Source organism: Natrinema gelatinilyticum (assembly GCF_024266705.1).
In the GTDB taxonomy this organism is placed as follows: domain Archaea; phylum Halobacteriota; class Halobacteria; order Halobacteriales; family Natrialbaceae; genus Natrinema; species Natrinema gelatinilyticum.
The window spans coordinates 542,961-567,789 of record NZ_CP100757.1 but is presented as its reverse complement, the minus strand read 5'-3'; the positions used below and the strand labels follow the sequence as shown (position 1 = coordinate 567,789).

At 61.7% G+C, this 24,829-nt stretch carries 24 protein-coding genes and 2 pseudogenes; 13 read left to right on the top strand and 13 right to left on the bottom strand.

Translation table 11 applies throughout. The features are described from left to right. Positions 1-69 precede the first annotated feature (69 nt). The 4 genes from NJU76_RS20695 to NJU76_RS20680 form a co-directional block, all read right to left on the bottom strand. Positions 70-2,523: a xanthine dehydrogenase family protein molybdopterin-binding subunit gene (locus tag NJU76_RS20695; RefSeq protein ID WP_254533707.1), complete on the bottom strand. Its 2,454-nt coding sequence runs from the start codon at positions 2,521-2,523 to the stop codon at positions 70-72. After that, positions 2,520-3,086, bottom strand: a complete 567-nt coding sequence (locus tag NJU76_RS20690) for a (2Fe-2S)-binding protein (RefSeq protein WP_254533706.1) — start codon at positions 3,084-3,086, stop codon at positions 2,520-2,522. The genes NJU76_RS20695 and NJU76_RS20690 overlap by 4 nt, the downstream gene beginning before the upstream one ends. Before the next feature lie 369 nt (positions 3,087-3,455). After that, entirely contained in the window at positions 3,456-5,900 is a 2,445-nt protein-coding gene (locus tag NJU76_RS20685; RefSeq protein WP_254533705.1) for a xanthine dehydrogenase family protein molybdopterin-binding subunit, read from the bottom strand. Then, on the bottom strand, positions 5,897-6,445 hold the full coding sequence (locus tag NJU76_RS20680) for a (2Fe-2S)-binding protein (protein ID WP_254533704.1): 549 nt from the start codon (positions 6,443-6,445) through the stop codon (positions 5,897-5,899). Before NJU76_RS20680 ends, NJU76_RS20685 begins: the two co-directional genes overlap by 4 nt. A gap of 256 nt (positions 6,446-6,701) precedes the next feature. On the opposite strand from NJU76_RS20680, the gene npdG reads away from it, so the two are divergent. Continuing rightward, positions 6,702-7,328: an NADPH-dependent F420 reductase gene (gene npdG / locus NJU76_RS20675; RefSeq protein WP_254533703.1), complete on the top strand. Its 627-nt coding sequence runs from the start codon at positions 6,702-6,704 to the stop codon at positions 7,326-7,328. 32 nt (positions 7,329-7,360) lie between these two features. Here npdG and NJU76_RS26625 read toward each other — a convergent pair whose 3' ends face one another. The 3 genes from NJU76_RS26625 to NJU76_RS27165 all read right to left on the bottom strand — a co-directional run bounded on the left by NJU76_RS26625 (position 7,361) and on the right by NJU76_RS27165 (position 8,269). Beyond that, the gene (locus NJU76_RS26625; protein ID WP_256567006.1) at positions 7,361-7,486 is read right to left on the bottom strand and encodes a hypothetical protein; all 126 of its coding nucleotides are present in this window, start codon (positions 7,484-7,486) and stop codon (positions 7,361-7,363) included. A 133-nt stretch (positions 7,487-7,619) separates the two neighbouring features. After that, a complete protein-coding gene (locus tag NJU76_RS20670; protein WP_254533702.1) occupies positions 7,620-8,000 on the bottom strand; it encodes a Rid family detoxifying hydrolase in 381 nt (126 codons plus the stop codon). Between the two features lie 128 nt (positions 8,001-8,128). Beyond that, positions 8,129-8,269, bottom strand: a complete 141-nt coding sequence (locus NJU76_RS27165; protein ID WP_425604341.1) for a hypothetical protein — start codon at positions 8,267-8,269, stop codon at positions 8,129-8,131. Between the two features lie 385 nt (positions 8,270-8,654). Between NJU76_RS27165 and NJU76_RS20660 the strand changes: the two genes are divergently transcribed. From NJU76_RS20660 to yqeB, 7 genes are all read left to right on the top strand, one after another. Next, positions 8,655-10,091 (top strand): NCS2 family permease, encoded by a 1,437-nt coding sequence (locus NJU76_RS20660; protein WP_256567005.1) that lies wholly within the window; start codon positions 8,655-8,657, stop codon positions 10,089-10,091. A gap of 173 nt (positions 10,092-10,264) precedes the next feature. Then, positions 10,265-11,650: a uracil-xanthine permease family protein gene (locus tag NJU76_RS20655; protein WP_254533701.1), complete on the top strand. Its 1,386-nt coding sequence runs from the start codon at positions 10,265-10,267 to the stop codon at positions 11,648-11,650. Between the two features lie 217 nt (positions 11,651-11,867). Next, positions 11,868-13,538 carry an adenine deaminase gene (ade, locus tag NJU76_RS20650; RefSeq protein ID WP_254533700.1) on the top strand — a complete coding sequence of 557 codons (1,671 nt, stop codon included), beginning with the start codon at positions 11,868-11,870 and terminating at the stop codon, positions 13,536-13,538. Positions 13,539-13,665: 127 nt separating this feature from the next. Beyond that, positions 13,666-14,037 carry a DsrE/DsrF/TusD sulfur relay family protein gene (locus tag NJU76_RS20645; RefSeq protein ID WP_254533699.1) on the top strand — a complete coding sequence of 124 codons (372 nt, stop codon included), beginning with the start codon at positions 13,666-13,668 and terminating at the stop codon, positions 14,035-14,037. Next, on the top strand, positions 14,034-14,387 hold the full coding sequence (locus NJU76_RS20640) for a DsrE family protein (RefSeq protein ID WP_254533698.1): 354 nt from the start codon (positions 14,034-14,036) through the stop codon (positions 14,385-14,387). Before NJU76_RS20645 ends, NJU76_RS20640 begins: the two co-directional genes overlap by 4 nt. Positions 14,388-14,413: 26 nt before the next feature. Continuing rightward, positions 14,414-14,635, top strand: a complete 222-nt coding sequence (locus tag NJU76_RS20635; RefSeq protein ID WP_254533697.1) for a DsrH/TusB family sulfur relay protein — start codon at positions 14,414-14,416, stop codon at positions 14,633-14,635. Further along, positions 14,632-16,209, top strand: coding sequence for a selenium-dependent molybdenum cofactor biosynthesis protein YqeB (gene yqeB / locus NJU76_RS20630; RefSeq protein WP_254533696.1), 1,578 nt, complete (start codon positions 14,632-14,634; stop codon positions 16,207-16,209). Before NJU76_RS20635 ends, yqeB begins: the two co-directional genes overlap by 4 nt. A gap of 52 nt (positions 16,210-16,261) precedes the next feature. On the opposite strand, the gene selD is transcribed toward yqeB, so the two are convergent. Beyond that, complete coding sequence (gene selD, locus NJU76_RS20625) at positions 16,262-17,290, bottom strand: selenide, water dikinase SelD (protein WP_425604340.1); 1,029 nt, start codon at positions 17,288-17,290, stop codon at positions 16,262-16,264. Beyond that, positions 17,283-17,540, bottom strand: a complete 258-nt coding sequence (locus tag NJU76_RS20620) for a sulfurtransferase TusA family protein (RefSeq protein ID WP_254533694.1) — start codon at positions 17,538-17,540, stop codon at positions 17,283-17,285. Before NJU76_RS20620 ends, selD begins: the two co-directional genes overlap by 8 nt. 120 nt (positions 17,541-17,660) lie before the next feature. On the opposite strand from NJU76_RS20620, the gene yqeC reads away from it, so the two are divergent. The 3 genes and pseudogenes from yqeC to NJU76_RS20605 form a co-directional block, all read left to right on the top strand. Next, positions 17,661-18,413: a selenium cofactor biosynthesis protein YqeC gene (yqeC, locus tag NJU76_RS20615; protein ID WP_254533693.1), complete on the top strand. Its 753-nt coding sequence runs from the start codon at positions 17,661-17,663 to the stop codon at positions 18,411-18,413. Positions 18,414-18,943: 530 nt separating this feature from the next. Then, on the top strand, positions 18,944-19,495 hold the full coding sequence (gene hpt / locus NJU76_RS20610) for a hypoxanthine/guanine phosphoribosyltransferase (protein WP_254533692.1): 552 nt from the start codon (positions 18,944-18,946) through the stop codon (positions 19,493-19,495). 267 nt (positions 19,496-19,762) lie between these two features. Next, a pseudogene (locus NJU76_RS20605) lies at positions 19,763-20,065 on the top strand (helix-turn-helix domain-containing protein); the annotation flags it as partial. 188 nt (positions 20,066-20,253) lie between these two features. On the opposite strand, the gene NJU76_RS20600 reads toward NJU76_RS20605, so the two are convergent. From NJU76_RS20600 to NJU76_RS20590, 3 genes are all read right to left on the bottom strand, one after another. Further along, a complete protein-coding gene (locus tag NJU76_RS20600) occupies positions 20,254-20,445 on the bottom strand; it encodes a hypothetical protein (protein ID WP_254533691.1) in 192 nt (63 codons plus the stop codon). 103 nt (positions 20,446-20,548) lie between these two features. Next, on the bottom strand, positions 20,549-20,695 hold the full coding sequence (locus NJU76_RS27160) for a hypothetical protein (protein WP_425604332.1): 147 nt from the start codon (positions 20,693-20,695) through the stop codon (positions 20,549-20,551). A 193-nt stretch (positions 20,696-20,888) separates the two neighbouring features. Continuing rightward, positions 20,889-22,169, bottom strand: a complete 1,281-nt coding sequence (locus NJU76_RS20590) for an RNA-guided endonuclease InsQ/TnpB family protein (protein ID WP_254533690.1) — start codon at positions 22,167-22,169, stop codon at positions 20,889-20,891. A gap of 56 nt (positions 22,170-22,225) precedes the next feature. Between NJU76_RS20590 and NJU76_RS20585 the strand changes: the two genes are divergently transcribed. After that, entirely contained in the window at positions 22,226-22,366 is a 141-nt protein-coding gene (locus NJU76_RS20585) for a hypothetical protein (protein WP_254533689.1), read from the top strand. Positions 22,367-22,572: 206 nt separating this feature from the next. Here the strand turns inward: NJU76_RS20585 and NJU76_RS27155 are convergent. Next, positions 22,573-22,980, bottom strand: a pseudogene (locus tag NJU76_RS27155) (iron-containing alcohol dehydrogenase); the annotation flags it as partial. A 591-nt stretch (positions 22,981-23,571) separates the two neighbouring features. Between NJU76_RS27155 and NJU76_RS20580 the strand changes: the two are divergent. Further along, complete coding sequence (locus NJU76_RS20580) at positions 23,572-24,570, top strand: IS110 family RNA-guided transposase (RefSeq protein WP_254530875.1); 999 nt, start codon at positions 23,572-23,574, stop codon at positions 24,568-24,570. The last annotated feature ends 259 nt before the right edge of the window (positions 24,571-24,829 follow it).

Below are 24,829 nucleotides of genomic sequence, written 5' to 3'. Positions count from 1 at the left end.
TCGCCGAACGACGCACTGAAGACGATCCGTTCGACAGGATATACCGAAACCGACGGTCGCAAAACGGCGTTACGCTTTGCGACGGTCAATCGCCTCTTTGACGTCCGCCGCTGTGATCGGCAGCGACGTCACGCGCACCCCGACGGCGTCGCGAATGGCATTACTGAGCGCGGGTGGAATCCCGTTCGTCGGCAGTTCACCGATGGATTTCGCGCCGAACGGACCGGTCGGCTCGTGGGTTTCGACCAGAATCGTCTCCATCGGCGGGTGATCGGTCGTTCGCGGCATCCCGTACTGCCGAAACCCGGTCGTCTGTGGATTCCCTTCGTCGTCGAAATCCAGGCCGCCGCTCGTCGCGTACTCGAGGCTCATGTGTTGGCCGCCTTCGACCTGTCCCTCGGCGAGCGGGGGATTGATGGCGACCCCGCAGTCGGCCGCATAGACCAGTTTGTTCAGCTCGAACTCACCGGTCTCTTCGTCGACGGTGACGTCCACGAACTGTGCGCCGAACGGCGGCGGACTCTCGTCCGTCGAGTGATGTCCGTCGCCCATGATCTGTTCGCGCTCGTCGTGGCCGTACGTCGCTTCGTAACCGATCTCCTCGAGGTCGACGCTCGCGCCCGTCTCTTCGCTGTAGACCTCGCCGTCACCAGTCTCGAGGTTCGATTCGGGCTCCTCTATGAGTTTCGAACCCCAGTACAACAGTCGATCTCTGGCGTCTTCGGCAGCTTTCTTGACGGCGGTTCCGCTGATGTACGTCGTCGAGGAGGCGTAGGACCCGTAGTCGAACGGGGTAATGTCGGTATCCGAGGATTTGACGACGATATCCGCCGGTCGGCAGCCCAGCACTTCGGCTGCGACCTGGCTGAACATCGTGTCGTTTCCAGTCCCAGTGTCGACGCCGCCGACGTGGAGGTGGAACGAGCCGTCCTCGTTCATCTTGAGTTTCGCAGCACCGAGTTCCCTCCCTGCGACCCCGCTTCCCTGTGCACACATCGCCATGCCGACCCCTCGATGGCGGTGCTCCTCGTCCGGCTGCTCGATGTCGGCCCAGCCAATCGCCTCCATGCCGCGTTCGATACACTCTCGGAGGCCGCAGGAGCGGATTCGCCTGGCGAATCGATCATCGTCTTTGAGGATGGTCGAGACGTCGTCGAGGTCTCCTTCTCGAATCGCGTTTCGCCGTTTGAACTCGACGGGATCGATCCCGAGATCTCGAGCCACCTCGTCCATGTGCGACTCGACGGCGAAGTGGCCCTGCGGTGCGCCATAGCCGCGCATCGCGGCGCCCATCGGAAGGTTCGTGTGGACGACGTCGCCCTCGAACCGGATGTTCGGCACGCGCGGATACAGGGGGAGCGCCTTGGTCCCGACGTTCGTGGCGACCGTCATCCCGTGGGTCCCGTATGCCCCGGAATTCGAGCGCGCGTAGAGGTCCATCGCCACGATGGTTCCGTCCTTGGTCACCGCCGACCGCATCCTCATGTCCATCGGATGGCGCGACCGCAACGCGTAGAACTCCTCCTGTCTCGTCATCTCGAGTTTGACGGGTCGGTCGGCTTTCAGGTGTAGCGCGAACGCGATCGGTTCGATCGCCATCTCCTGTTTTGAGCCGAAACCGGCACCGACGCGCGGTTTCTCCACGTGGATATCTCGGATCGGCACGTCGAAGACGTGCGCCAGCTGACGTCGCGTGTGATTCGGCACCTGCGTCGCCGTGACGAAGGTGTAGCGGTCGTCTTCGTCCGTGTAGGCGATCGTCGTGTGCGGCTCGGGAACGCAGTGGGACTGATACGGCGTGTCTAGGTCGGTCTCGTGAACACGGACGTCGTCGCGTTCGAGTGCGGCGTCGACGTCGCCGATTTCGCCTTCGAAGTGTGACTCGAGGTTTCGTCCGTAGTCCGACCCGCTCTGTGCGTTGTCGACCTCGTCGTCCTCGAACAGTCGGGGGGCGTCCGGTTCCGTCGCCGTCTCGACGTCGAAGACCGGGTCGCGTTCATCGTATTCGACCTCGATCGCGCGGGCGGCACGATCCGCGATTTCACCGGTCTCGGCGGCCACGGCAGCGATCGGATCGCCGACGAATCGCACGTGTTTCCTGAGGACGCGCATGTCCCACGGACTCGGCTCCGGGTAGGACTGCCCCGAACTCGAGTACAGCGTGTCGGGAACGACGTCGTCCCAGGGCGTGACGACTGCATGTACGCCCTCCATCTCCTCGGCCGCGCTCGTGTCGACGTTCCTCACGTGGCCGTGTGCGATATCGCTACGGACGACTGTACCGTGGACGAGGTCGGGAAACTGACGGCTGTAATCGGCCGTGTATCTGGCCTCGCCCGTCACGATCTTCCGCGCGTCGTACTTCTCGACGTCCGTCGTGAGGTTTTCGCGCTCGGCTTCGCTTTTGCGATTGTTCTCCGGTTCGTCCCACTCCACCGGGGACTGCTCGGAGTCGGCGCGTCGCTGCTGGCTTCCCTCGACCGAATCCTCCTCGAGACGGTCCCGTTCGGTGGGTGTGCTCATCGATCCGTCTCACCCCGAGAACCGTCCTCGAGTCGCCGAACGACACAGTCACACGAGCGTCCGCACTCCGCACTGACGCCCCCTCCGTCCGCCGCAACCGCCCGGTCGTCCATTCGCTCCGACGCCTCGAGGACTGCTTCGACGATTTTCTTGTATCCGGTGCACCGACACAGGTTGTCCGATAGCGCCTCCCGGACCTCTGTTTCGCTCGGTGACGGGTTCTCCTCGAGCAGCGCCTTCGATCGCATGATCATACCCGGGATACAGAACCCACACTGCAGCGCCGAGTTGTCGACGAACGCCTGCTGGACCGGGTGGAGGTCGTCCTGTGTGCCGAGGCCTTCGATCGTTTCGACGGCCGCACCGTCGGCTTTGACGACCGGCGTTATGCACGACATCGTCGGCTCGCCATCGATCTGGACCGTACACATGCCACACGCTCCGGTATCACAGCCACGTTTGGCGCCGGTGTACCCGTTTCGACGTAACACGTCGAGCAGAAGGTCGGATTTCGATACCTCGAAGGAGCGTTCGTTACCGTTGATTGTACATTCGATGTGCATATGGCTCACTCTATGGGTGATGCTACCACTATACCTCACACGTCACGTACCGGACCCTTAAGATTTGTCGAGGTTTCTGCCCTCTACCGGTATGTAAAAATATATGTTTCGTAACCGAACGATCCTTCGTGTGCGAATCGAACGACTGATACGGTCTGCTGTAACGATGTACCGGTGCAACCGCGACTGTCCTGCGGTTGTACCGGCAATGACTTACAGCAGACCGTATGAGACGACGGAATTCACGATATCGTGAGAAACAAACGAGACAGTCGATTTCGAATCGACACCGGGTGCGCGGGTCGGGTGGGCGAAGTCGCGTACAGGAACGGAGGAGGGCCGACCGAAGTGTCAGGTAGGGGAACTCGTTCACTCGTCGTCTACGAGTGCGGCCCTGATCTTCTCCGGAGTGATCGGCATGTCGGTGATCCGAACGCCGACGGCCTCGCGGACGGCGTTGCTCAGCGCCGGCGGCACCGTGTTCGTCGGCACCTCCGCGACGGATTTCGCGCCGAACGGACCGGTCGGCTCGTGGGTCTCGACCAGAATCGACTCGATCGTGGGCGTCTCCGACGCCGTCGGCCAGTCGTACTCGTCGAAGCTCGTCACCTCCGACCGGCCCTCGTCGTCGAACGTGATGCCCTCGCAGACGGCCATCTCGTAGCTCATGTGGTTCGCGCCTTCGACCTGTCCCTCCGCCATTCCGGGGTTGATCGCGACCCCGCAGTCGACCGCGACGACGAGCTTATTGACCTCGAACTCGCCGGTCTCCTCGTCGACGGTGACGTCCGCGAACTGCGCGGCGAACGGCGGCGGACTCTCCTCCGTGCAGTGGGTCCCCTTTCCGAGGATATGTTCGCGTTCGTCGTGGCCGTAGGCGGCCTCGTAGCCGATCTCCTCGAGATCGACGCTCGCGCCCGTCTCTTCGCTGTAGACCTCGCCGTCACCAGTCTCGAGGTTCGATTCGGGCTCCTCTATGAGTTTCGAACCCCAGTAGAGGATGCGCTCTTTCGCGTCTTCGGCAGCCTTTTTGACCGCCATGCCGCTGATGTACGTCGTCGAGGAGGCGTACGCCCCGTAGTCGAAGGGAGTGACGTCCGTGTCGGACGATTTGATTACGATGTCCGTTTCGGGACAGCCGAGCACCTCGGCCGCGATCTGAATGAATGCCGTGTCCGCCCCGGTTCCGATGTCGACGCCGCCGACGTGCAGGTGGAACGAGCCGTCCTCGTTCATCATGAGTTGGGCGGCGCCGAGCTCGTCGCCCGCAACGCCGGTCCCCTGCGCCGAGAGCGCCATCCCGATCCCGCGGTGGAGATGTTCCTCGTCGGGTTGCTCTAAGTCGTCCCAGCCGATCGCGTCCTTCCCGCGTTCGATACATTCGTCGAGTCCGCACGAGCGAATCCGACGCTCTGCACCTTCGCCGCCCATCATGCCGGCAATCTCGTCGAGATCGCCGACTTCCATGTAGTGCCGTTGGCGGAACTCGATCGGATCGAGATCGAGTTCACGAGCGACCTCGTCGAGGTGGCCCTCGAGCGCGAGAGTTCCCTGTGGCGCGCCGTAGCCGCGCATCGCACCGGTCTGTGGGGTGTTCGTGTGGACGATATCGGCTTTGAATCGCGCGTTCGGGACCTTCGAGTACAGCGGCATCGGCTTGCTGCCGACGTTTCCTGCGACCGTCATCCCGTGGCTCCCGTACGCGCCCGTATTCGAGAGCGCGTACAGATCGAGGGCTTCGATCGATCCGTCGTCGGTGACCGCGGTGCGTGCTCTGACTGTCATCGGGTGGCGCGATCGCATCGCGGAGAACTCCTCTTCGCGCGTGGCTTCGTAGATGACGGGCCGATCGGCCGCGAGCGAGAGCGCGAGCGGAATCGGCTCGACGACCATCGCCTGTTTGCCGCCGAAGCCACCACCAACCCGCGGCTTCGAGACGCGGATGTCCCGGATGGGGATGTCGAACAGGTGGGCCAACTGTCGGCGCGTGTGGTTCGGTACCTGCGTACTCGTGACGAGAACGTGTCTGTCGTCTTCGTCGGTGTACGCGAGGGTGGTATGTTTCTCGATCTGGGCGTGTGACTGACGGATCGTCTCCCACTTGCTCTCGTGAACGTGGACGTCGTCACGGTCGATGGTCCCGTCGACGTCGCCGATCTCGCCTTCGATCTGGGACATCCGATTGCGGCTGTAATCGTGCCCGACGATCTCGTTCTCGACCTCGTCGTCGCCGAATAGCTGCGGTGCGTCCTCCGAGTACGCTTCCTCGGGGTCGAGTACGTAGTCGTCTTCCTCGCACTCGACCGCGATGCTGTCGGCCGCGGCGCGTGCGGTTTCGGCGTCGTCAGCCGCGACTGCCGCGATCGGATCGCCGACGTAGCGGACGTGCTCGTTGAGCACGTTCATGTCCCACGGACTCGGCTCGGGATAGGACTGGCCTGCGCTCGTATACTTCGCGTCGGGCGTTTCTTCGGTCCACGGCGTCAGGACGGCGCAGACGCCGTCCATCTCCTCGGCCGCGCTCGTGTCGACGCTCGTCACGTGCCCGTGTGGAATCTCGCTCCGGACGACGGCAGCGTGTGCGAGATCCGGGAATTGCTTCTCGTAATCCGCAGTGTACTTCGCCTGACCGGTGACGAGTTTCGAATCGTCGTCTTTCTCGGCCAACTGCGAGACGCTGGCTCGCTCGTCGGGCGCCAGGTTGTTGTTCTCCGGTTCGTCCCACTCGAGGGGATGATCATCGAGCGCCGTGACGTCCTGTTCCTGGTGCGATGCCGTACCGCCATCGGGTTTTGGATCGTCTTCGGTAGTCATGTGTCTCGTGTCTCACCGGTACGTTCGGTCGCCTCGCGGGCGTCGGATTCGGCCGGGGTGCCGCCGTCCGTCGCGACGGCTCCGTCGCCGTTCAGACGCTCTGCGGCGTCGAGAATCGCTTCGACGGGTTTCTGATAGCCGGTACACCGACACAGGTTGTCGTCGATCGCCACTCTGACCTCCGCCTCGGTCGGGTTCGGGGTCTCCTCGAGCAGTTCTTTCGTCTGGACTATCATGCCCGGGATACAGAACCCACACTGGACCGCGAAGTGATCGACGAACGCCTGCTGAATCGGGTGGAGATCGTCCTGGGTACCGAACCCCTCGATCGTCCGGATGGTCGCGCTGTCCGCCTCCCGGATCGGTTTCCCACAGGCCATCTCCGCGCTCCCGTCGACGAGTACCTTCGAGGCTCCACAGACTCCGCCGTCACAGCCGCATTTCACGCCCGTGTATCCTTCGCGTCGGAGTACCGATGCGAGGTCGTCGTCCGGCGCTGCCTCGATTTCGAGCGATTCGCCGTTGACGGTCAGGCTGAACTGCACGGTGATCCCTCCTGTAAGCGTGTCACTAGCATACGTGTCGTTGTGTTAGATGCGAGACAGCGCTACATATAATTATGGTTGTGTCGGCTCGTCGCACTCGAACGGGGACGCGTCCGTCGTCGATCCGTTTCCGGGAGACCGGATCGCGGATCGACCTGCCGTGGCACACCGTGTGTCGGATGCGTACACGGCTGTGGTGCGGCCGCACATGCCCGCAGACGGATACTTCTTAGAATGCGATCATCGATTCGCTACCATGGAGATTGCACTCCTCGGTGGAACTGGAGATATCGGTGAAGGACTGGCGCTGCGGTGGGCTCGTGACACGGCCCATTCGATACTCATCGGCTCGAGAGACCCGGAGAAAGCGACGCGTCGAGCGAACGATTACGATACGCTCCTTTCGGAACGCGGTGCGGACGCCGACGTCGTCGGCGTGAGCGTTCCGCCCGAGTATGCCTCGGATACGGTCGATTCGATCGCATCGCGACTGGACGACGAGACCGTCCTCGTGAGCCCTGCGGTATCTATGCGCCGGGACGGAGCCGGTTTCCACTATACGGCTCCCGAAGCCAGTTCCGTGGCGGAAGAACTCGCGGACGCTGCACCGGATTACGTTCCCGTCGTCGGTGCGTTCCAGAACCTCGCAGCGGGCGCTCTCAGCGATCTGGACCAGGAGTTGGCAGCGGACGTGATCGTCACCGGTGACGAATCGGAAGCAACGGCTCTCGTCCGCTCGCTCACGGACGAAATCGAGGGTCTGCGAGCGCTCGACGGCGGTCCGCTCGCCGTCACCGGAATCGTCGAGAGCGTGACGCCGCTTCTGATCAACCTCGCGATGAACAACGACGGGATGCACGACCTGGGCGTTCGATTTCAGTAACGCAGCCGCTCGACCCGGCGGTCGATCGTCCGCTAGTCTTCCACGTCTTCGTGACTGAGACAGGTGATCGCCACCGTGTCGCTCGAATGTTCGTTCTCGGCCGTCGTCGTTTCGAGAGCGGGGCCGATACGAGCCGCTCCGGACGGACTTCCGTCCACGCGATGAGTGTCACCGTCGAAACGGATGAGAACCCGAATACAGCGGTCGATTCATACGATCTGCTGTGCCAATGTACCGGCGCACCCACAGGCCGGTCACGGGTGCTCCGGAACTGACGTACAGCGGTCCGTATCAGTCGTGTGCGGCGATCGCTTCGATTTCCACGCCGACGCCCTTGGGCAGGTTCGCCACCTCGACGGCGCTTCGGGCCGGCGGTTCCTCGTCGAAGAAGTCCGCGTACGTCTCGTTCATCTCGTCGAAGGCGTCGATGTCGTCAAGAAAGACCGTGACCTTGAGGACGTCGCTCATCTCGAGGCCCGCTTCGGCCAGCACCGCCTCGACGTTGGTCAGCGATTGCTCCGTCTGGACGGCGATCGGCTCCTCGTCGAGCAACTCGCCAGCCGGCGTCATCGGAATTTGACCGGCAGTGAACGTGATATCGCCGTTGGTCGTCGCCTGACTGTACGCACCGACTGCAGCCGGCGCTTCGTCAGAACTGAGAATGCGCTTCATACAGCGTGCATACAGGTACGAACGCTTAAACGTTACCCAGCGCGGGTTTACATCGGTATCTCGTCCGATACTCGATCGACGGTGACGCATCCGGTCCGTGGATCGAGCCGAAAGCCAGTATCGCAAAGTCACGCCGCAGCCCGTCCCGATCCGTGGAACAGCACTTCGACGAGGTCCGCAGGCTCGTCGACGTCGACTTCGAGACTGAACGAATCGATCGTGGCCGTGGACGCGCCGACGAACCGTGCGATTTCGCGGTGCGCGGTGATCGAGAGACGACGACCCGTGATACTCGGCGGTGAAATCGGGGTGACGTCTCACGAGCGCATGTATTCCCCTGCCGAGTCCCGGCGCGATCACGATATCGGCAGCGGGCTCGAGCAGTCGGCCGATCGCCTCACCGTCACGAACTCTGTCCCGCGTCGCAATTCCTCGAAATCGGTGAGATCGGTGGATTCGTCCGTTACGTTCGCCGTTTGCGTTAGATTCGATATCTCCGGTACGAACGATACCAACGTGACGTCGAACGAGCGGCTGTCCTGGTGTGCCACCGAGAGTCGGGATTTGCCATACTTCGGTCGGTCCGTTGCAAACCAGTGTGCTCGACACCTCACCCAGGAAACCTTTTTATTGATATAGTTTAACATGGAACATATGTCAGATCCCACTGGCACGAAATCAGGCTTGAGGAGGCGCTTTGGGTTCGAACGAACGAGGTCGTGGCTGTCGGGGTATTTCGGATTCGAAGAACACGGCACCGACTTGAAGACGGAGGTGATCGCAGGAATAACGACGTTCCTCACGATGTCGTACATCATCGTCGTCAATCCCGCGATTCTCTCCCAGGCGATCCAGATAGAGGGCTACGGCACGCAGGCGGTGTTCCAGATGATCGCCATCGCGACGATCCTGTCGTCAGTGATCGGCATTCTCGTCATGGCCCTGTACGCGAATCGTCCGTTCGGTTTGGCGCCGGGGATGGGGTTGAACGCCTACTTCGCGTTTACCGTCGTCATCGGGCTCGGCGTCCCGTGGCAAACGGCTCTCGCGGCCGTCTTCGTCGAGGGTGTCATCTTCATCCTGTTGACGCTCGTCGGCGCGAGACGGTATATCATCGAACTGTTCCCCGAACCGGTCAAGTTCGCCGTCGGCGCCGGTATCGGACTGTTCCTCTTGTTGCTCGGTCTCATCGAAATGAACGTGATCGTCGCGGCTGATGCGACGCTGGTCCAGTTGAACGACGTCGCGACCAACCCGGTCGCGCTCCTCTCGCTTGTGGGGCTCGGGGTAACGCTCATTCTCTACGCGAAGGGGATCACTGGTGCGATTATCCTGGGGATCATCTCGACCGCGCTCGCCGGCTGGGGACTCACGCTCGGCGGCGTCGTCGACCGAGGGGTACTCACGCCCGCGGAACTATCCTCGGCGCAGTACGATATCACGCCGCTCTTCGGCGCGTTCGTCGACGGCTTCAGCCAGATCGAGCCGGCGACGTTCCTTCTGGTCGTGTTCACGTTCTTCTTCGTCGACTTCTTCGATACCGCGGGCACGCTGATCGGCGTCTCGCAGTTCGGCGGATTCCTCGACGAGGACGGTGACCTCCCCGAGATGGATAAACCGCTCATGGCCGACGCGGTCGGTACCACGGCCGGTTCGATACTCGGGACGTCGACCGTCACGACCTTCGTCGAGAGCTCTGCCGGGGTTGAGGAAGGCGGTCGGACCGGGATGACGGCGCTCACGGTCGGGATTTGCTTCCTGCTGGCGCTTCTGGCCGTTCCGCTGATCACCGCGGTCCCTCAGTACGCGTCGTATCTCGCGCTGGTCGTCGTTGGACTCATCATGCTGGGAGGGGTGACCGACATCAACTGGGACAATCCAGCCTGGCTCATCTCGAGCGGTCTCACTATCACCGTCATGCCGCTTACGGCCTCCATTGCTGACGGGCTGGCGGCAGGGATCATCAGCTATCCGGTAGTCAAAGCGGCGATGGGTGAATTCGACGATGTCCGTCCAGGACAGTGGGCGCTGGCCGTGGCGTTCGTCCTCTATTACTACGTCACCGCGGGGGGTGTACTATCTGGAACATAACGCTCCGGTTGGCGTTCGTACATTTGATTCCACGATCCGGACAAGAGACCGTGGAATAATGTGTTAACGCACCTATTCGTGACTATCTGTCGCCTTTTCCCGAAATTTATTGGCTAAACCCCTCCTTACCAAGAATTTATCAAGGACGGGAGCGATCTGGAGTATGTTATTCCATGTCATCCAATGACGGATCGATTGACTTGGTGTACGAATTAGAAGACAAACCACCAATACCAGAGGCAATTTTGCTTGGATTGCAACACGTCTCGGCGATGTTCGTTCCGACGGTCGCCGTCGCGATCATCGTCGCCGGTGCGGTCGGTGTCAGCGGCGGTGATACGACGTACCTCATTCAGATGGTACTGGTATTCTCCGGCCTGGCGACGCTCGTCCAGGTCTTCCCAATCGGCCCAGTCGGTGCGAGACTCCCGGTCGTAATGGGGACGAGTTTCGCATTCGTCGGCGCGGCGATAGCTATCGGCGGACAATACGGGCTCGATGCGGTCTTCGGCGCGGTCGTCATCGGTGCGCTGGTCGAGATCTTGATCGGCTGGCAGTACGATCGAATCAAGGGGCTGTTCCCACCGCTCGTCACCGGTCTCATCGTCATGATCCTCGGTCTGTACCTGATTCCGGTCGGGATGGACTACATGGCGGGCGGGGTCGGCGCGTCCGATTACGGGTCGTACACGAACCTCGGCCTCGCGTTGCTCGTTCTGGGGATCACCGTCGGTATGAATCTGTTCATGGAGGGGATCTGGCGACTCCTCAGCATTCTGATCGGCATCATCGTCGGTTACATCGCCGCCGTCGCCCTGGGGGTCGTCGATTTCTCCACGGTCGCGGAGGCCGGCTGGTTCGCACTCCCGATCCCAGGTCGATTTGGGTTCCAGTTCGAACCAGTCGCCATCCTGACAATCACCGCGATTCACATTACTGCTGCGATAGAATCCATCGGTGATATGTCCGGAATCACAGCTGCAGAGGGCCGAAACCCGGACGACGACGAAATCGGTGGTGGGCTGTTCGTCGACGGTCTCGGCAGTTCGGTCGGCGCCATTTTCGGCGCGTTCCCGCTGACGACGTTCTCGCAGAACGTCGGGATCATCAACTTCACCGGCGTGATGAGCCGCTACGTGGTCGGTATCAGCGGCGCCGCGTTACTGGTGCTCGGATTCATTCCGAAGGTCAGCGCCGTCGTCGCGACGATTCCGAGCGCCGTCCTCGGTGGTGCAGTGATCGTCATGTTCGGAATGGTGATGTCGAGCGGCCTCCGGCTCATCTTCCTCAACGAGCGCATGAACCGCCGGAACATGGTCATTATGGCTGTTTCGATCGGTCTCGGCCTCGGCGTCGAAGTTCGAGCCGAGATCTTCGAGGCGATGCCAACCGGGGTCAGCATCTTCTTCGGAAACGCGATCATCGTGACCGCAATCTGTGCGGTCCTGCTCAATACGCTCGTCCCCCGTTCTGACGGAGGATACGAGATGGGCCTCGAGGAACCGGTCGACGGCGACGACCCGTCACCGGCCGAGGCCGCTGCCACGCAAGAAAACTGATCGCCGGCCGAACGTTCCTTCGGTGGGAAGACCGATCACCGAACGCCCCTTTTGCATGAAGACTAAAGACACAGGAAATCCTGTGTGATTTACGAAGACTACCGATGATCACAGCGCGGGCACACACTACGGGAATGCACGAACCGGATCCGACCGATCGCGCCTCCGGCCTGACGGCGGCCGCTGCACCACGCAGACGCACTGTCGCTGTCTGTCCATGAACCGGGTCGACACGCTCGTTCGAGGCGCGCTCGTCAACGTCAACACGGGCGTTCTCGAGGACCGGGCGATCGCGATAGACGACGGAGAGATCGTGGCACTCGAGGAACGGCCAGCGGACCGAGAACTCGAGGCAGCGTACGTTGCACCGGGGCTGATCGACGCTCACGTCCACGTCGAATCGAGTATGGTCACGGTGGCGCAGTATGGCGAAGCGATGGTTCCGCGCGGGGTGACCAGCATCGTCCACGATCCCCACGAGATCGCGAACGTCCTCGGCGCCGACGGCGTTCGGGCCGTGTTCGAAGACGCGACGCAAACCCCGTTGAAGGTCAGGTTCGGCGTCCCGTCGAGCGTTCCAGCCTCGAATTTGCAGGACGGCGGTGCGAGACTCGACGCTGACGACGTCTCGTCGCTACTCGATCACGAACTCGTCGTCGCGCTGGCGGAGGTGATGGACCTTCCTGCCCTCGTCGGTGGGGACGCGGACCTCCACGCGAAGATCGAAGCCGCGCGCGAGCGAGAATTGACCGTCGACGGCCACCTTCCGCGAGTCTCCGGATCGGACCTCCAGGAAGCCGCACGATTCCTCGACAACGATCACGAGAGTATCACCCGAGCCGAGGCTCGAGAGAAAGTCGACCTCGGATTCAGAGTCTACGTACGCGAAGGGTCGTCGACGAAGAACCTCGCCGACCTCGTCGGTCTCGTCGACGACATTCCCACGCGTCGGCTGTCGCTGTGTACGGACGACCGCGACGTGGTCGATCTGGTCGAAAACGGCGGCATCGACTTCGCAGTGCGGAAAGCGATCGACGAGGGCGTCGACCCGGTCGAGGCCGTGCAGATGGCGACGCTGAACACGGCCGAATCGTACGGCCTTCCGTTCGGACGGATCGAACCCGGTGCCCCGGCCGATCTGGTGCTGCTCGAGGACCTCGAGTCGTGGCGCGTCGACCACGTCCTCGTCGACGGAGAACTCGATCCCACGGCCACCGATCGCGACCCGCCATCGACCGCGCTCTCGACGGGAACTGTCGATTTCGATCCGGTCGCGCCTGAGGACCTCGCGCTCGCCGCCCCGGCGTCGACCGCAGAGCGCGCCGAGGTCCGCGTTATCGACCTCGTCGAGGGGATCCAGACCGGACGTACCGAGGCGTCCCTTCCCGTCGCCGACGGAACGATCCGTCCGGCACCCACCGAGGACGTGCTTCCGATCGCGGTCATCGAACGGCACGGTAACGACGCCGGTATCGGTCGCGGTTTCGTCAGCGGGCTTGGCCTCGAACGCGGCGCGATCGGGTCGACGGTCGCACACGACGCGCACAACTGCGTCGTCGCGGGCACGTCGTACGATGCGATGGCTCGAGTCGCGAACCACGTCCAGGTCATCGACGGCGGCATCGCCGTGTGCGATCCGGAACGCGAGGGGGACGAGATTTCGTCGGTCCCGCTGCCGGTCGCGGGCCTGATGTCCGACGATCCGCTGGCGTCTGTCTACGAACAGTTCAAATCGGTCACCGATTGCGCGGGGACCCTCGGTCTCGACCGTCATGGACTGATGACTCTCTCGTTCCTCGCCCTCGAAGTGATCCCCGAGTATCGGCTGACGAATCGGGGGTTGGTCGACGTTGAGCGCTGGGACCACGTCGACGTCGTGATCGGGTAGGTCGGCGCCGCCGCCGCAGTCTCGCGTCCTGGACGGCCGGACGCCGATTTCGACTGGCGTCCTGCCCGCCCGCCTGGATTTTGTGGGATGCTAACTCTTATTATCGCAGTCGGCCAACGTCTCGGATATGATCCACGTGGGGTTTTTGCTCAGCGGCGGCCCCTTCGACAGCGAACGGTGGCGGACCGCCTACGAACTCGGCCGGGCGGCGCTCGACGCCGGCCACGAAGTCACGTACTTTCACTATCTCGACGGCGCGTACGTACCGGTTTCCGACCAGCACCTCCCCGACTGTTCGGATGCAAGTTTGTACGACGAGATGCCCACGGAGAAGTTTCAGGACCTGATCGACGACGGTGCAACGGTCTTCTGTTGCGGTCTCTGTGTGAACGCACGCGGTATCGACGCCGAAACCGACTACCCCGACGGCGTCGAGATCGGCTTGCTACCGGATCTGGCTGACATGCTCGGGGAGGCCGACAGGGTGATCTCACTATGAAACGGGACGTCGTCGTCCTGCTCACCCGCAGTCCGTACGGGCGCGTTCACGTCCCCGAAGGACTCCGGGCGGCCCGCGGTGTCGCAGCCGGCTTCGACAGACACGACGTCTCAGTCGTATTCACACAGGACGGAATCTACGCCGCTCGAGCGGCCATCGATCGCGATGCGCTCAACATGACCGGTCACCTCGTCGATCTGGCCAAAGAGGACGGTGACCTGTTCGTCGACGAGGCGTCGATGGCGGCGCGAGACGTTACGCGAGACGAGATCGCGTCCGACGTCGGTGTCCGATCCGGCGAGGAAATCGCGTCGATGATCGAACGAGCGGATCACACCCTCGACTTTTGACAATGTTGTATCTGATAGACAAACCGATGGCTGAAATCGGACTGCGAACAGCGGCGAACGACACCGACGGAATCGTCGTCCTGATCCAGGATGGCGTCTTGCTCGACCCGGAACTCGATATGCAGACGCTGGCGGTCGAACGGGACGTCAAAATGCGCGGTCTGAGCCTCCCCGATCGAATCGATACCGTCACGTACGACGAACTGGTCTCGCTCATGATCGATCACGAGGTGACGAGCTTCGTATGACGCTGTTCGATCGCGTGGACGACCTCGTCGAGCAGGGACGACCGGCCTCGATGCTGACCATCGTCGACAAAGACGGAAGCGCGCCGCGCGACGTCGGGGCGAAAATGCTCGTGACCGACGACGACGAGTACGGCACGATCGGCGGCGGAACGGTGGAAGGACTGGCAGTCGAGGATTCCCGCGACGTCCTCCGCGGTGATGCCGATCCGGGCGTCCGGACCTACGAACTGCGCCCCGGTGGGAACACCGGGATGGTCTGTGGGGGATCCATGGACGTCTTTATCGATCGGATCCGCGGTCGTGCGCGACTCTACGTCGCGGGCGGCGGACACATCGGCGTCGAACTCGCGGCGATGGGAACGCGACTCGGCTACGCCGTCACCGTCGTCGACGACCGCGAGGAGTACGCGTCACCGGAGCGGTTTTCCGCGGACGTCGACGTCGTTCACGGCCCCTACGACGAGGTCCTCGCGGGGCTCCCGATGACGTCGGAAACGGCGGTTGTCGTCGCGACACGAAGCGGAACGTTCGACCGGCAGGCCGTCGCCGCCGCTCTCAACGGCGGTGCCGGCTACGTCGGCGTCGTCGCCAGCGAAGACAAGACGGCGCACATCTTCGACTCGTTGCTCGAGGACGGGTACTCGCGCCGAGACCTCGTTCGCGTCCGCGCGCCCGTCGGTCTCGACCTCGGCGGGGGTGGGCCCGAGGACGTCGTGCTCTCGATCCTCGCTGAACTGCACCGCGATCGCTACGATGCGACCGGCGAGCGTGCGAACCGACACGACATCGATGACCTCGTCGTCCTTCGGGGCGGCGGAGACCTCGGCAGCGGCGTGGTCTACCGCCTCCATCAGGCGGGGTTTCCGGTTATCGTGACCGAGACGGCCCAACCGACCGTCGTCCGACGTGCAGTCGCGTTCGGGGCGGCGATGTACGACGGCGACGTCACCGTCCAGGGCGTAACGGGCCGTCGCGTTGCGGACGTGGACGAGGCGCTCGCCGTTCTCGCCGACGACGAGGTACCCGTGCTCGAGGACCCCGACGGGACCGTCATCGACGAACTCGAGCCCAGAGCCGTCGTCGATGCGATCATGGCCAAAGGAAAGTTCGACACCGGAACCCGGCGAGCGCTCGCGGACGTCGTCGTCGGCCTCGGTCCGGGGTTCGACGCCAGCGAAAACGTGGACGCGGTCGTCGAAACCGATCGCGGACACGAACTCGGTCACGTCATTTACGACGGCAAACCCAGTCCGTACGACGGTGAACCGGGCGACCGTCGCGGGTACACCCACGAACGCGTGCTCCGCGCACCGAGCGACGGCGTGTGGTCGCCGTCGGTCGAAATCGGCGAGGTCGTCGAGGCGGAGACGATCGTTGGCTCCGTCGACGATGACCCCGTCGTCACGGAAATCGGGGGGCTCGTACGGGGGCTCGTTCACGACGGCGTTTCGGTTTCCGCCGGCGCGAAACTCGGCGACGTCGATCCCCGCGACGACGTCGACTACACGAAGATTTCGGACAAGGCGCTCTGTCTCGGCGGTGGCGTCCTGGAAGCGTTGCTCAAGCTCTCCTAGTCTGCGTTCGCCGCGACCGACCTCCGAAGCCCGAATCGAGCACTGCAGACAGTCAGCCGGTGATTCGTTCGATCGTCGGATCGACCAGCGACGCGCTCGAGCCAGGAGTGACGCGGCCGACGTCACGGTAGAAGACGTTCGCTTCCGAGAGGGCGGATTCGAACGCGTCGGTGCGTTCGTCTGGAACCGAAAGCAAGAGTCCACCGCTCGTCTCTGCGCTCTCTCCGTCCTCGAGGCCGTAGCCGAAGAGCCGCGAGAGCTCGGGGGTACCGTCGATAAGCGGAAGGTGTGTGAGTTCGACGCCGACGCCGGCGTTCTCCGCCAAGACGCGGGCCTGCCCGAGCAACCCGAAGCCGGTGATATCGGTCGCGGCCGTCGCGTACTCGCGGGCTGCCAGCATCGCCTCCCTGTTGGGTGTCGTCATCCACGCGAGCGCCTCGTCGGCGATGTCCTGAACGGGTCGTGTCGTCGTTTCGGCGATCGTCTCGCCGAATTCCCCGTCCTGTACGCGCAGTGCGCCCATCGCCGGTTGCGTTCCGAGGGGTTTCGTCAGATACAGCCGGTCGGATGCCGAGGCACCGCTCGTTCGCAGAATGCGATCCGACGGCGCCGTGGCCACGACGGTGCCGCCGGCGATCGGCCACGGGTTCATGATGGTGTGCCCGCCCGCGACGACCCCTCCCATTTCGGTCACCGCGTCGACGATCCCTCGCAGAACGTCCGGGGCTGTGCCCGTCACTTCCCGTGGAAGCCCGAGAACGACGAGGAACGTCAGATCGTCGCTGGCGCCGGTCGCGAAGGCGTCGCTAGCCGCATTACACGCTGCGACGCGACCGAACTCGTACGGATCGTCCACGATCGGTGTGAAGAAATCGATCGTCGACACGAGACTGAGCCCGTCGGCGATCACGCGAGCGCTCGCGTCCTCGCCGACGCCGACCTGGAGGTCCTCCTGCGCGCTCGATAATCCGACGTCCGCGAGCAACGAGTCGAGTTCGGCCTGTTCGACCTTGCACGAACAGCCGTGGAGTTCCGCGTATTCGGTCAGGGCCGGCGGACGATCCTCGTCGCCGTCAGTCATCTCCATCCCCCGATGGGCTCGAGTCGGCGGGCGGACGAATGAGCAACTCGAAGCCGCCGTCGCCGTCGGGGACCGGACGATCCTCGACCTCGTATCCGTGTTTCCGACACGTTCGACGGAGGTTGGACTCGGCCGGCGGATAATCGCCACGAACGAGCAGTTCGTCGGATCGATCCAGTTCGGACAACCGTTCCCGGACGATGAGAGCGGGGCGCGGACACACTTCTCCCGTGACGTCCACACGTTCCATAGGGTCTCTACCGAGTCCGTGCGAATAATTGTATCGCCGCGACCGGCCCTCGTGGACCCGCCTCGTCCGGCTTCTCGGTCGCTCCGTAACGCTCATGCCGTCGGCCAGTGAGGGATAGCTATGGACCTCGCGGATGGGCTCGGGCTCGAGGACGACGAACTCGTTTCGTTCGTCGGCGCAGGGGGGAAAAAGACCGCCATCGGTCACCTGGTTGCCGAGGCGGACGACCGTGGCCTCGATGCGGGGTACACCACGTCGGTGCAGATGCCCCCACCACCGGACGTTCCGCTCGCGCTCGTCGACTCCGATTGTGTTTCGGCCGACGTGGACGAGCTATCGGCGCCGGTCGCACTCGCGAGCGCCCGAGTGTCCGATCCGGACCGGGTCGACAAGAAGGTGCGTGGATACGCGCCGGGCGTCCTGGATTCGGTTTTTGCGGATGGCCGGTTCGACTGGCTCCTCGTCAAGGCCGACGGTGCGAGAATGCGCGAATTCAAAGCGCCGGGAGCCGACGAACCGCCGATTCCAACCGCGAGTACGGTCGTCGTCCCAGTCGTCTCCGTTCGGGCCGTCGGACGGCCGCTCACGGACGATGTCGCCCACCGAGTCGAACGGGTCGAACGGTGCGCACCTCTCTCCGCGGGGGAGGAGATTACCACCACCGCAGTCGGCCACGTGCTCGCACACCCCGGCGGCGGGTTGAAGAACGTTCCCGCGGACGCGACCGTCGTCCCAATCGTGAACAAAGCCGATACCGCCACCCTCGAGCGTCGGGCGACGGACGTGCTTTCGGCCGCGCTCGAGCGCACCTCGCGTTTCGACCGCGGGCTCGTCACGTCCTTCGAGACCGGTCGCCTCGTCGTCGTCAAGTGAGTGGTTTCGGTGTGCGACCTCCTTCGGTCACGTCCGTCGTCCCCGTTCGCACGCTGCGTCGGGCCGATTCTCCCTGGCAGGTTCCAACAGAACGGAATGGAATTCTTTATCTCCTCAAACGATCCATGTGAAACGAACGCCGAGTGCTGGAACCGACCGTGGCTCCATTCGATCGTCGATTCGGCGAGTAACTCCGTAATTGTGACTCCGCTCACCGTCAGCGCCTCGAGTGGCGGACATTCTAAAACGAGACGATAGCACAGATATAGCGCATAAAACAAAACAATCGGTGTATTATAAATATAGATATATTTAGAATAAAGCAACATAAAAGGAGATATAGTGTGGGAAGAATACAATAATAGCCCTCGAACAGGCACTTCTTTGTCCTATTAATAATATTCCCACAGGTATTTATCCCCGATAGAATTCCATTTATGGCTATTTTTCTCTCATAATTCGAACTTCTGCCCATCGGCTCTGGGGCGCCGCAACCAACATCTTTTATTCGCTTTGTGGCAAGTGCCCATATGGAGAAATTGGAACGTTCGATCCACGAAGCGCCCATCATCAATAAGGGAGATTACGAGTATCTCGTTCATCCGATCAGTAACTGCGTCCCGAAACTCGAGCCGGACCTCCTTCGAGAAGTGGCGTCGCGCATCGTGGCAGTCGCCGATCTCGAGGACGTCGACAAGATCGTCACCCCCGCAGCGATGGGGATTCATATTTCGACTGCCGTGTCCCTTCTCTCTGACATTCCGCTGGTCGTTATTCGGAAACGCGAGTACGGTCTGGACGGTGAGGTTTCGTTGACACAGCGGACTGGATACTCGGAGAGCGAGATGTACATCAACGACGTCGGAGAAACGGACTCGGTTCTCCTGCTGGACGATATGCTCAGTACTGGGGGAACGCTGCGGGCGATTACCGACGTTCTCGATTCTATGGGGGTCGATATCGTCGATATTATCGTCGTGTTGCGAAAGGTGGGCGGTGAAGACGCGTTGGCCGATATTTCACACGACGTCACGTCGCTACTCGATATAACCGTCCAGAACGGCGACGTCGAAATCGTGTAGTTTGCAACCCCCTCCCACAGTGTGTTCGAACTGACATAGCTTCCGGATCGGGTACACGATCGATCAAAATCTCCACCATCTGTTCGGACGGCCACCGGATCGCCGTCGGTGTTTATCTATAATTGAGGGCGCTCAGATCTTTTCTGCTCACGGCGACGCCGTTCGCATGGTCAGCGGGACCGTAGGTCCCGCGCTTTCCTCAGCGAGCGTCATCAGAACGCATAATGAGTGACGGAAGTTATGGGCATAGACTGAGACGGGCGAGTGATGGGAGGAGACCGGCGAGGCGATCTTGTTCGTCATCTAAGTGAGCAGGAATTGGATCGTCTGCTGGACGAAGCAGACGATCCAAAGATCATCAAGCGACTCACCTTTGTCAAACGTCTCTACAAGGGAGCAACGTACGAGGAAGCAGCCGACGACGTTGGCAAATCTGCGTCAACTGGAAGTCGCTGGGCGCGTCGATGGAACGATGGCGGATTTGGTCAGTTGACACCGAACTTCGGGGGCGGAAGGCCCCCGAAGCTCGGTGACGAGGAACAAAAGCGTCTTTTAGAACTTCTCCGGGAGGTCGGGGTAGTTCACCGCGACCGACCGTTCGCACCCCGAGTACCGATTCGGGATGCGTCTCGAGGCGGTGAGCCGGGTTCGTAGTGCGTTACCGCACCTGTTCTCCACCACGAACGGTAGTTCTTCTCGCCTACGACCGACAACTCGAGTTCGTTCGAACGATTGTACCCGGACCTGGCCCACCCGACTTACCACAGTTGGGCGTAGTTCCCGAGGGCCAGAAACGCAAATATGAGGAGAGCCAGGAAGACGAGTGACGAAACCGCCTGTGACTCCGGCGTCGCCATCACTCGCGCCGGTGTCGCTGTCAGTCGCGCGGCCAACTGTCCCCGCATATTGCTCTCCGGCGTCTCCCACTCTCGCTCGTTCTTCTGTGACATATGATCGCATACCACACAATCACTTATATGTCTATTCCATCTTTATTAACAATTATGACGAATGAGGATCGGGTAGCTCGTCGGTCCGCTCGGGATCAACGCGTCACGATTCGGGAAACTCGACGTCGACGATGACGTCTCGAATATCCTCTCCGACCTCTCGCGGATTCGTCGCGAGGCGGCGGTCCTGAACGAGCGTGTTCGTCACGATGTCGTCGACGTCAGCGACCGAACGATCGAGCTCCGTCACCGAACCCGGGAGACCAATCGCCGATCGTACTCGATCGCACTCGTCGATCAGCGCCATCCAGTCGGGCGTTTCGTCCCTCTCGACGCCGAGCGCACGAGCGATCTCTCCGTACTGCTCCCGCCGGACGGGGAGGTTGTACTATGACATCCTCCCCGGCGTGAACGCCGGGGTTTCCTCGCGCTGGGAGTCTCGGCTACGCCGAGTCCACGGAGGCAACTTGCGGGTTCGTGTGCTCCTCGTTGGGACGGAGAGAGCGTGGTGACTCCAGCCAGTCGTGACTGTCCCACTTAAGGCACACGGGCCGTGCCATCGGCCGTGCTACTTCTTCGTGCCGTCTCAGGAACGTCGCGCTCGCGACCAGATCCGCGTGACCCTCGAAGCCGCACGAGCACGTCAGCGTGTCTTGGTGCCGGGTCGTGTCCTCGGTTGAACCGCAGTTCGGACACGTCTGCGAGGTCCACGCTTCCGTTCGTACTTCGACAGTGATGCCGTACTCCTCGGCGGTATCGGCGAACCGTCCGACGAACCGCCGGAACGCCCAGAAATTGTGCAGCTTGGTGTTTGTCCGAACCGACCAGTGCGTCTCGAGTACGTCCGTGAGGTCGCCGACGTACACCGTTGAAACGCCCTCGTCGTGCAGTCGTTCGATCAAGTCCCGACAGAGCGCGTCCATCGCGTGGTTGCGCCGTCGCGTCCGTCGTCGGTACAGCGAGTCGATTCGCTTCGAGCTGTACCGACCGTCCTCGAGTTTGGACTGGAGTTCGGCGATTCGTTGCGTGGTGTCGCGGAACCGTTCGAACAGGTCGCGGCCTTCGTACAGGTACTGCTCGCCGGTCGTGGTCGTACAGGCGACGATATTGTTTGCGCCGATGTCCAGAGCGGCGGTTTCGTCCGCCAGTGGGTGTGCCAGTCGAGAATTGTCGATTGTGACTGGCTGAAAGGCCCTGAACGTCTCGCTCACATCGTCGTAATGCAGTTCCAACCGGCCCTGTTTGTCGTACTCTTTCCAGTTCGGATCGCCCCGAACTTCGAGACGGAGTCGTTCTTGGTATCCAAGACCGTACTCCTCTTTCAGGTCTTGACCGACAAGAATCTCGAGGCGTGAGTATTCGCCCCACTCGACCGAGTACGACATGTTTCGGATGTACGTCCGAAGGTCTCGACCCTCGTCTTGGTTGCCCCAGAATCCGGGTTTGCCGTTGGCTTCGTCCTTCTCTCGGAGCGCGAAGAACGAACCCCACGCTTCGCGGTTCTTGCGTTCGATCTGCTGAACGGTCGAAGCGCCGAGCGTACCGCCGTACCGGCCGCGGTACTCGTCGATCTCCCAGACGTCGCCGTCCGGGTCGTCGAAGTTGGTTCGACGCTGGTAATTTATTTCGTTCCAGAGTGCGGCTGAAGCGTCCAACAGACGTCGAAGCAACTCCTCGTCCTCGTCGGACTGGGGGATTACTTCGAACTCGTTGGTGCGCTTCATCGCTACTTCTGTATACGAGCGGAACTAACATAGACCTACGGATTCTCGTAGATGGTGTGTCGAACCACGTTAACATCGAAGTTCCTGACGACGAACAGTACGAGCGCATTAAACGTGTGAAGAACGAACACGGCCTGACGTGGCGTGGGATGTTGATCCACGCCGCCGACGACCTTGAGACTCCGACCGGGGAGTAACCGGTGGTTCGCGTCGTCGAGTGACGCGATTCACGCCCGGCGTAAACGGCGGGACTCTCTCGCTGTTTTAGGTAGGTGATCGGTCGTGGTTCGACCCACCGGTAGTCGCGGGCAATTACCGACTCGAGCGCGTGGACGAAGGCGTCGAACCCCGAACGGGCGGTCACCGACTGCGGGAGATCGAACGTGAGCGTGGGATCGACGAGCGCAACATCGGGACGAAGGTGGCTGTCACTCACGCCTCGCTTGACATTGTCGTGGGAGATAACGGCAGTCTGTGTCGCTTGCGATCCGGTCCCGCTCGTCGTCGGCACCGCAATTAGCGGCTCGATCGGTCCTGGCACGGAATCGACGCCGAGGTAGTCGACGGCGTCTCCACCGTGGGCGAGCAGTGCAGCCGCCAGTTTTGCCGTATCGATACACGAACCGCCGCCAATCGCGACGACTCCGTCGACGGCCTCGGTCGGCAGATCTTCGAAGTCATCGGTGGATGGCTCGGTCGACGCGTGATAGATCGTGGCGGATAGTTCGATTTCGTCGCGGATTCGGTCGAGTATCCCAGCCGATTCGATTCCCGCGTCGGTCACGATGAGCGGATCCTGGATCCAATACCGCGAAAGCGTTTCGTCAACTACCCCGCCCTACTCGCGCTGATGCGCTCGTCGAGGACGGGGCTTGCGTGTGTCTTCTCGGCATGGGACTCATACCGACGAAAGACGCTTGTAGCGCACAGCCAGACGCCAGAGGCAATTTAATTAGACGTGACCTCCACTCTACGCCCGTTCGGTCACGAGCGACGGAGAGGCACAGGGCGTCACGTTCGTTTCGTCGGTCCGTCTTTCGGGGTTGGTTGACTGCGACCCGTCCATGTCGAGAAACGCACCGTGGCTCCGTTGGCACGCCAACCCTCGCGGACTGTCTGTGGCCCGTCATGGACAGTTACTCCAACGATGCGGCTAGTCTCAGTACCTCACAAAGCATCGCCAGTTAGCCTGACCTGAGCCACCTGTTCTGACTTTATGAGAATCCTGTTTAAGCCCCAAATCGGTGAACGAAACGCGTTGGGGTTGAAGGAGGCCGTCTTTCAACATGTGTCCGAGAACACGCTGCTCTGACTGGCCCCTTGCAAGAATCCGAAGGATTGGGCAAACAGCCCGTATAGGTGTCTATTCGGTTCGTTCACCCAACCCCAGAGACATCATATCATGTACATCGGAATGGATACGCATGACCGCTACTCGCAGGTAGCGGTCATGCGACAGGACGGCAGCCTCGTCGATGAATTCCGCCTCTCCCATGGCACTGAGCGCGCCGAACTCGAAGAGTTCGCGCGCGAGTATGTCGGGTCGGCGGTTGCCATCGAAGCAACTGGGCACTACCGCCCGATTTACGAAACGCTCGACGACCACATGGACGTTACGCTCGTTAACCCGAGTAAAACACGTGTCATCGCCGACGCGAAGGTCAAAACCGATCGCGTTGACGCAAAGATGCTCGCGCATCTTCTGCGTGCAAACCTCGTCGCTGAAAGCTACGTTCCGCCCAAGGACGTGCGCGAACGACGTGACCTCGTTCGCGCACGCAAGGCACTCGTCGAAGATCGAACCCGGGAGAAAAACCGTGTCCGAGCAGTTCTCAAGCGAACTGGTAACCAATACAGCCGCGAACTGTTCGGCCCGACCGGGCGTGAGTTCCTCGCGGAACTCACGCTCTCCGAGGTCGATCGAGCGGTTCTTGAGGCACATCTCGCGGTGATTGATACGCTAAACGAACAGATCACGAAACTCGACAAGCGTATCGAAGACACCGCCGCTGCGCGTCACGACGCGCAGCTGCTCATGACTATCCCTGGCGTGAGTTATTTCACGTCGCTGTTGATCACGTCCGAACTTGGCGAGATCGACCGGTTTAGCAGTGCAAAGAAAGTGATCAGCTACGCCGGGCTTGATCCATCTATTCGGCAATCTGGCGACAAAGAGGTGCGTGGCGGAATCTCGAAAGAGGGCTCAGCGCCGTTGCGCTGGGCCCTCGTTCAGTGTGCCAACGTGGCTGTACGGTTCGACGACTACCTAGAACAGTTCTACACCCGCCTGAAACAGCGGAAGAATCACAACATCGCAATCGTTGCAACAGCTCGGAAAATGCTCGTCGCAATGTTTCACATGCTCAGCCGTGAGGAAGTCTACGATCCGCCAACAGCATAGTTGCTGAGTGGCACCGCGATGGTGCCACTCAGCAGGGCATTCGCCCACTGTTAGCAACTGCTCTCGCTTTCAAGATAGCCTCCGCCTGAGGGCTGTTTCCACTCAATTGTAGCGACATCGTGCGGTTCTACGTCACCAACACGCGCCGGACACCATCGACGACGAAACAGCTATGAGACGATCCGTGGTTTGGTCAATCACAGGATTCTCATAGGTGTTGTGATGAGTCGCCAGCAACGGTCGAGCAACGCTGATCGAA